This is a genomic window from Beggiatoa alba B18LD, assembly GCF_000245015.1.
Taxonomy (GTDB): Bacteria; Pseudomonadota; Gammaproteobacteria; order Beggiatoales; family Beggiatoaceae; genus Beggiatoa; species Beggiatoa alba.
In genome coordinates this window covers 3,422,553-3,430,583 of sequence record NZ_JH600070.1, presented here as the reverse complement: position 1 = coordinate 3,430,583, position 8,031 = coordinate 3,422,553, and the positions used below count along the sequence as shown (strand labels likewise).

At 42.2% G+C, this 8,031-nt stretch carries 9 protein-coding genes; 1 reads left to right on the top strand and 8 read right to left on the bottom strand.

Translation table 11 applies throughout. The annotated features are described in order from the left end of the window. The coding region (locus tag BEGALDRAFT_RS19425) for a hypothetical protein (protein WP_002691047.1) at nt 1-221 on the top strand (221 nt) is incomplete at its 5' end. 103 nt (nt 222-324) lie between these two features. Here the strand turns inward: BEGALDRAFT_RS19425 and hprK are convergent. The 8 genes from hprK to rpoD all read right to left on the bottom strand — a co-directional run bounded on the left by hprK (nt 325) and on the right by rpoD (nt 7,883). Further along, nucleotides 325-1,302 (bottom strand): HPr(Ser) kinase/phosphatase, encoded by a 978-nt coding sequence (hprK, locus tag BEGALDRAFT_RS14020; RefSeq protein WP_002691046.1) that lies wholly within the window; start codon nt 1,300-1,302, stop codon nt 325-327. A 9-nt stretch (nt 1,303-1,311) separates the two neighbouring features. Beyond that, nucleotides 1,312-1,806 (bottom strand): PTS IIA-like nitrogen regulatory protein PtsN, encoded by a 495-nt coding sequence (gene ptsN / locus BEGALDRAFT_RS14015; RefSeq protein ID WP_002691044.1) that lies wholly within the window; start codon nt 1,804-1,806, stop codon nt 1,312-1,314. A 186-nt stretch (nt 1,807-1,992) separates the two neighbouring features. Next, nucleotides 1,993-2,319 (bottom strand): ribosome hibernation-promoting factor, HPF/YfiA family, encoded by a 327-nt coding sequence (hpf, locus tag BEGALDRAFT_RS14010; RefSeq protein ID WP_002691042.1) that lies wholly within the window; start codon nt 2,317-2,319, stop codon nt 1,993-1,995. Between the two features lie 24 nt (nt 2,320-2,343). Beyond that, entirely contained in the window at nt 2,344-3,903 is a 1,560-nt protein-coding gene (locus BEGALDRAFT_RS14005; protein ID WP_002691041.1) for an RNA polymerase factor sigma-54, read from the bottom strand. Nucleotides 3,904-4,026: 123 nt separating this feature from the next. Next, nucleotides 4,027-4,752 carry an LPS export ABC transporter ATP-binding protein gene (gene lptB, locus BEGALDRAFT_RS14000; protein ID WP_002691039.1) on the bottom strand — a complete coding sequence of 242 codons (726 nt, stop codon included), beginning with the start codon at nt 4,750-4,752 and terminating at the stop codon, nt 4,027-4,029. A gap of 108 nt (nt 4,753-4,860) precedes the next feature. Then, nucleotides 4,861-5,364 carry a lipopolysaccharide transport periplasmic protein LptA gene (lptA, locus tag BEGALDRAFT_RS13995; protein ID WP_002691037.1) on the bottom strand — a complete coding sequence of 168 codons (504 nt, stop codon included), beginning with the start codon at nt 5,362-5,364 and terminating at the stop codon, nt 4,861-4,863. Further along, nucleotides 5,354-5,917, bottom strand: coding sequence for an LPS export ABC transporter periplasmic protein LptC (gene lptC, locus BEGALDRAFT_RS13990; RefSeq protein WP_002691035.1), 564 nt, complete (start codon nt 5,915-5,917; stop codon nt 5,354-5,356). The genes lptA and lptC overlap by 11 nt, the downstream gene beginning before the upstream one ends. Nucleotides 5,918-6,020: 103 nt before the next feature. Next, the gene (gene rpoD, locus BEGALDRAFT_RS13985; RefSeq protein ID WP_002691033.1) at nt 6,021-7,883 is read right to left on the bottom strand and encodes an RNA polymerase sigma factor RpoD; all 1,863 of its coding nucleotides are present in this window, start codon (nt 7,881-7,883) and stop codon (nt 6,021-6,023) included. Nucleotides 7,884-8,031 lie beyond the last annotated feature (148 nt).

The following is an 8,031-nucleotide window of genomic DNA, read 5'->3' as shown; positions in this document are numbered from 1 at the left end:
AATCTTTTTATAATTCGTTTGCTATAGCAGAAGTTTTAGGCGTTGAATTAAAAAATTTATTAAACTTTGATGAGAAGATAATATTAAATATTGGTTCATTTCGTGATAAAAACACACAATGTCAATATTATATCAATTCAGCGGTAGAATTAACGCAAGAATTAGAAAAATTACGCCTTCAATTTGGATGCGAAAGAAAAAGAAAATCAGTTATTAAATGAACAAATTATGCAGTTAAAAGAAATGATTGAATTGATGAAGAGTCAACAATTAAAAACCTGCTAGGTCTTTAAGACCTAGCAGGTTTAAGCGTTATTAAATGCATTAATAAACATCAAATCGATGCGACACATAACCCTCGTCTTTATCCATGTTGTACATGGCACGGGTTTGACGTTGGCAAAATTCATCCGCTGCGTTGTAACCTTGCATTTTTAAACTGTGGTTACGAACGGCACATTCTAATAAAACTGCTAAGTTACGTCCCGCAGCAACAGGCAAACCGACTTCAGGGATTTCTACCCCTAGCACTTGGCGGGAGCGGTAATCGCCTTGTAAACGGTCGATTTGGCGCAATTGTTCAGAGCTCATATGTTCTAGCTTTACAATAAGTCTTAAATACTTATCTTTCTTTATTGCACTATCCCCAAATAGAGCCTGTACGTTTAAAATTCCTAAGCCCCGCACTTCTAAAAATGGGGTCATGCCTTGCACGGGACACGTGCCACGAATTACGCCATGGTCAATCCGCGAAAATTCGGGCGCGTCATCGGCAACTAAACGGTGTCCGCGACTGACTAATTCTAATGCCAGTTCACTTTTTCCCGTGCCACTATCGCCAGTAATTAATACGCCCATCCCGAATACGTCTAAAAATACGCCGTGTAAGGTGATTTTTTCCCCTGACATTCGCCCTAAAATACCATGTAGGTAATTCATGAGGGTTTCGCCAGAGACCTGCGACGTGAATAAGGGGACATGATAATGTTCTGCATAGCGTTTTAAATCGTCAGGCACTCGGGGGCTATCAACGACGATAATGCAGGCAAGATTTGCGTTTTCGAATAACTGTTTTAAAGCATCTTCATAAACGTTATCAGATAACGCTTCTAAATAGGCTAGTTCATAAAGGCTGATGACTTGAATTTGATGCGGATGAATAAGGTTGAGATAACCGACATTACCAATCCGTTGATCCGTTTGTAATTGCAAAAAACGGTTGTTTTCCTTCCCTGCTAACCAATGAAGTCCTAAATTATCCGCATGATTCTCATAGAGTTCAGTAACGCTTAACAGGGTCATAAAGGGTCACTATAATGGAGAGGAAAGGGAGTCCGATGAGGCTTGTTGAGTGGCTTGCCATTCTACCATGAAAGCATATTTTGCTTGACAATCTGGTAAGTTACGTAAAGTTTCACGGAACTTTTCATTGCTAAACATTTCTGCCAACATCGCTAATATTTGTAGGTGTTCTTCCGTACAGTTTTCAGGCACCATTAAAGCAAACAGTAAATCAACAGGTTGCCTATCTATAGCATCGTAATCTATCCCTTGTTCTAATTGCACAAAGGCTGCAAGGGTTAATTGGCAGTCAGGCACACGTGCATGAGGGATAGCAACACCTCGTCCTAAGCCTGTACTCCCTAAACGTTCCCGTGATAACAGGCTCTCAAAAATTTCGCGAGTCGTTAAACTAGACGTTTCTGTCGCTAGTAAGCGGCTGAAATATTCTAATACTCGTTTTTTGCTGGAGGCCTGTACGTTACACAGCATTCGTTCAGGCGATAGGATGTCTGAAATACGCATAATTCGATGGACAGTGTGCAATCAGTCGGAAATCGTGAGGACCTTATGCAGTGATGATTGATGCACTGCGGGGTTGTTATTTCTACAGTGTTTGATAAGACAAAGAGAGATAACAACCTGTCTTAAAAGCCTTCCCTTGTGAAGATTGAGGCATTCAACACGACTTCCGCTCATTGTGGACTGGGTTTATTCAAGGGATTGTGCTTTGACACCACCTTCGGCTTGGTGATGGTCTTTCAGTTTTTCCTTGTGTTTTTTAATTTGTCTGTCCAATTTATCGGTCAGGGCATCAATCGCTGCGTACATATCTTCATGCTCTGCATCAGCAAATAAGTTTGCACCGCTAACGTGCAGGGTTGCTTCTGCTTTTTGGCGTAATTTTTCAACACCCAAAACAACGTGAACATTTGTAACATTGTCGAAATGACGTTCTAAACGTTCGATTTTTGACGTTACATAATTCCGTAATGCGGGCGTGATGTCGATATGATGACCACTGAGGGTGAGTTGCATGAATGTTCTCCTTGCAGGTGTGTGCTAAACCAGACGTTTGCGCTCATTGGATGGTGGTATCACCATCGCTTCCCTATATTTAGCGACTGTACGTCTGGCGACATTAATCCCTCTTTCAGATAGCATACTGGCTATTTTGCTATCACTAAGGGGTTTTGCAGCATTCTCGGCTGCGATAAGTTTTTTGATGAGCGCACGAATTGCCGTAGAAGAGCATTCTCCACCCGTGTTCGTGCTGACATGGCTGGAGAAGAAATATTTAAGTTCAAAAATACCGCGCGAGGTGTGGATATATTTTTGCGTGGTCACGCGGGATATGGTCGACTCGTGCATTTCTAGTTCGCTGGCAATATCGTGTAGTACCAGTGGTTTCATGGCTTCTTCGCCGTATTCTAAAAAAGCAGTTTGTCGTTTAACAATACAGTTTGCAACTTTTAATAAGGTTTCGTGCCGACTTTTAAGGCTTTTAATAAACCAGCGGGCTTCTTGTAGATGATTTTTTAAGTTGCTGACATCCGCTCGACTGCTGTCTGAGCGGGAAATTAAGTCGGCATAGTAGCGATTTATTCGTAGTTTTGGGGTAATTTCTGGATTTAGTTCTACTTTCCATTGTCCCTTGATTTTTTTGACGTAAACATCGGGCACAATGTAGTTAGATTGGTGTACTTCCATTTGCGCACCAGGGCGCGGGTTTAAGGTTTGGATGAGGTTGACTACTTCGCGTAGGTCTTCACGGCTTAACTTCATGAGTTTTGCCAGTTGTGGGTAGTCATGGTCAGCCAAGACAGATAAATGCGTTTTTACTAAATGTTTTGCTTCTGTTAGCCAAAGGGTTTCTTTTGGTAATTCATCTAGTTGTAGTTGTAAACATTCTGCTAAATCACGTGCACCAATACCAACGGGGTCAAAGTGTTGCACGCGATGTAAAACGGCTTCTACTTCATCAGATTCAACGATTACCCCTTCGCCTAAACTTTGCATGAGGTCTTCTATGCTTGCGCGTAAATATCCGTCGCCATCAATAGCATCTATAATGGCGGTCGCAATTGCACGGTCTTGATTACTAAAGGGGGTTAGGTCTAATTGCCAGCGTAAATGGTCAGTTAGGGTCTGTTCAGCGGCATTTTGACTGAAAAGTAAGTCTTTACCATTTCCATCTGCATTTGCGGTGGGGTAGTCATGTAACGCGCCATCATAAATGTCTTCCCAATCAGAATCGACGGCAAGACTTTCAGGAATATCACTGGCGTTGTCCATGACTAACTCACGACTGTCTTCGCCTGTGCCGTAGTCTTCATCGATATCTGGTGTGGTGGTTTCAGTTTCGTTGTTTAAAGCGCGGTCTAATTCTTGTTTAAAATTATCTTCTATCTCAGGTGAAGGCGTTGCGGGGTTATCATCATAATCTTCGACACCGTCATCATATTCGCCTTCTGTGGCTTCCAACATGATATTTGATTCTAACGCTTGTTGAATTTCTAGTTGCAAATCCAACGTGGACAGCTGCAAAAGGCGGATTGCCTGTTGCAATTGTGGTGTCATGGTAATTTGCTGACCTAAGCGTAGTTGAAGGCTCTGTTTCATAGCATGTCGTAAGGTGACTACCAAATCCTGTTTATGGGGTGTGTGGTGTCTTAATTAACGGTCATTCTATTGATACACACACTTGTTTTTAATGCTTCCTAATAAGAAGTATAGCGTGCCAAATTATAACTGAAAGTTTTGTCCAAGATAGACTTCTCTGACTTGGGGGTTATGTAGAATACTTTCGGGTGATCCTTCAGCAATGAGAACGCCTTCATTAACGATATAGGCACGATGACAAATATCTAGCGTTTCTCTGACATTGTGGTCTGTAATTAAAACCCCAATGTCTAAACTGCATAAATGCGCAATAATCCGTTGAATATCTGCGACTGATAGGGGGTCAACGCCTGCAAAAGGCTCGTCTAAGAGCATAAAACGAGGTTCTGCCGCAAGTGCGCGAGCAATTTCTACCCGTCGTCGCTCTCCGCCTGAAAGGCTCATGCCTACATTATCGTGTAAATGGGCAATATGCAATTCTTCTAGTAATTGTGCTAGACGCGCTTTACGTTGCACTTTATTTAAATGTTTTTGTACTTCAAGAATTGCCATGATGTTATCCGCAACGCTCAGTTTGCGAAAAATAGAGGCTTCTTGCGGTAAATAACCCATGCCCATTTGCGCCCGCTTGTGCATAGGTGCATAAGTTAATTCTTGATTATCAAGATAAATTCCCCCTTCATCGCAGGGGATTAAGCCGACTATCATATAAAAGCTGGTGGTTTTGCCTGCACCGTTTGGTCCTAATAAGCCGACCACTTCCCCACTGGTCACATGTAAGCTGACATCTTTGACAACTTGGCGGGTTTTATATCGCTTGGCGAGGTGTTGCGCGGATAGTTTGCTCATCTAAGAATGAATGATTGTAGCGTTTAATAATTAACTTAAAATCAACGGATTCTTACTAAAGACCAATAATGAATGGTGTTAATAAGTTGGCAATGTAAAGACATGTTCCTAATTGGCAGGTGCTTTGGAGGGTGACTGCTGACGCGGTTGGATGGTCACTTGCACTTTTTGATTAGCTTTAATGATACCACGTTCCGTATCGTAAGTAATACGTTGCCCCGTAAAGGTGTCTTTTCCTTGCCACACTTCTGCATTTTGAGTTAATTGCAAGCGGTTTTCTGTGGCAAAATACTCCATTTTCTCCGCTTTTGCGTTTAAATCTTCGGTACTGTTATCAGGACGTTGTTTAAAGCGTGCAGGATTACCGTCTAATATCACCTTATCTAAGGTTTGTTTTTTCGTATAGGTCAGCGTGACTTTATCCGCTTCAATGCGAATCGTGCCTTGTGTTACAACCACATTGCCTTCATAAATCGCAATCCCTTTTATATCATCAATCGTGGCTTGTTCCGCTGTGATATTAATCGGTTGGTCTTTATCTGTTGCAAGGGCAAACACAGAATGACTCATGATGAACAAGCTCGCGCCCAATAATGCTTTATTAACGGACATATTGCCCCCTCACTTGTGAACGCAACTCCATGATGCGTGTTGGTAAATAGACTTTCATCCCGACGCTTTGCGTTTGTGCATTATGTCCTAAAATGGTGGTTGGTTCGACGGTTTCTGCCGTTTGTGGCTCAGTTTGCAACCAAACATCTCGACTGATTAAACGTAAAGCTTCTGTAGGAGCAACAGATTGGCGTTCCATTGTCGTTTCTCCTAAAAACCAAATATCTTTATTATTGGGAGAAATACGCCCTTGTTCAGCCACTACTTGCCATGTTAATTGCCCCGCTGTGTAGAAAAACAAGACAGGTGCACGAACATCGGTTTCTATCTCAGGATAATGTACCATCGTATCCGCAATTAAGCGTTGTTGTAACAAACCATTTTTATCAAATTGCGTCGCGGTAAAACGTCCTAAGGTATAGTCGGGACTGCGTGATAAATCCGTATCCACTTGTGCTGTTTTATCTTGTTCCATTCGATAAAGCCAAATCGTAGAAAGTGCTGCGATACAAGCAATGAAAGCCCAAATTCCCCATTGTTCTTTATCTATCACGGTTTATGCCCACTATTTTGAAGCGTCATGGCTAAGACGAATAAATAAAACAAGGGGAGGTCTTAACGACGGTCCCCTTGTTTATTGAACGTAATGGCGCGTCTTAGTCTAAGAAGCTCCGCAATTGCTCGGAGCGGCTGGGATGGCGTAATTTACGTAAGGCTTTCGCCTCGATTTGACGAATACGCTCGCGGGTGACATCAAATTGTTTGCCCACTTCTTCCAACGTGTGGTCGGTGGACATATCAATGCCAAAACGCATCCGTAAGACTTTTGCTTCTCGTGGGGTTAAGCTGTGTAACATTTCTTGTGTTGCACGGCGTAAGCCTTCAAAGGTTGCGGATTCTAAAGGCGCGGGAATGCTAGTGTCTTCGATAAAATCGCCTAAATGCGAATCTTCATCATCACCGATAGGGGTTTCCATAGAAATGGGTTCTTTCGCAATTTTTAAGACTTTGCGAATTTTATCTTCAGGCATTTCCATCTTTTCGGCTAATTCTTCGGGCGTTGCTTCCCGTCCTTTTTCTTGCAGAATTTGCCGCGCAACGCGATTGAGTTTATTAATTGTTTCAATCATGTGGACAGGAATACGAATTGTACGGGCTTGGTCAGCAATCGAGCGGGTAATCGCTTGGCGTATCCACCACGTTGCATAAGTAGAGAATTTATAACCGCGTTTATACTCAAACTTATCCACCGCTTTCATCAAGCCGATATTGCCTTCTTGAATTAAGTCAAGGAATTGTAAACCGCGATTAGTGTATTTTTTGGCAATAGAAATGACTAAACGCAGGTTAGCTTCAATCATTTCTTTTTTAGCACGGCGGGCTTTCGCTTCACCGATAGACATGCGACGATTGATTTCTTTAATTTCGGCGAGGTCTAAACGGGATTGTTTTTCCATCGCAATCAATTTACTTTGATGTTGGATTAAATCCTCAGCGTGCTTCTTCAGATTTTCCACATAGGCTTTATTGCCTTTTAACAAGTTAGGAATCCAATCAGGGTTCGTCATGTTATTTTTGAAAGAGCTTAAGAACTCTTTCTTATCCATCAACACTTTTTTAATGCAAATGTCGCGGATAACATTTTCTTGCTCACGAATGGTTGCCACATCGTTTTGTAAACGCAGGCTTAAATCGTCGATTAACTTCGTTACTAACTTAAATTGTAAGAAGACATCCGTTACATCTTGGCGGGCTTGCTGGAACTCAGGAGAATTTAAACCATGTTTGTCTAGCATGGTGACCATTTGCTGATGCGCTTCGCGTAAACGAGCAAAACGGTTAGAAGCCTCTTCCATATCTAAAGTGACTTCTTCTAACATCCCTCCTTCTTCGTCATCATCACCGCCTGTACTGCCTGAGACTGTCATCATCTCATCTTCGTCCATCTCTTCGGCATTCTCAGATAACGCTGCGGCAGGCACTTCATCATCAGGATTTGTATGATCAGCAAACCCTGAAATTAAATCCGATAATTTCACCTCTTCAGAAGCGACTTTATCAAATAAGCTTAAAAATTCGCCAATAATATCAGGATGAGTTGCTAACGCTGTCAATGCTTGCGTTAAACCTTCCTCAATCCGTTTAGCAATCTTAATTTCACCCTCACGGGTTAATAAATCCACCGTTCCCATTTCACGCATATACATACGCACGGGGTCTGTTGTCCGTCCAAATTCACTATCTACACTCGCTAGCGCGGCGGCTGCCTCTTCTGCTGCGTCCTCGTCGTCGGGTGCGACTGCATTATCACTCATCAACAGAGAATCCGCGTCTGGCACATATTCATCATGCACCATGATTCCCATGTCGTTAATCATGCTAATGACACCTTCAATCTGTTCAGGGTCGACAAGATCATCAGGTAAATGATCATTGACTTCATGATAAGTCAGAAAACCTTGTTCCTTACCCTTTGCAATGAGTAGCTTTAACTGAGAGTCTTCTTGTTCGTAGTTCATAGTGGTTGACGCGCACCTGTAATGAAGTTTGTATTAAAAGTACAACAAGGGTGTGTAGTTGAGTCTTTTACACAACTTTTGTTGTATTTTAGCCCATGAAGGCAAAAAAATACCCTTAATCTTTAAACTGATCTCCCCCTCATATGAT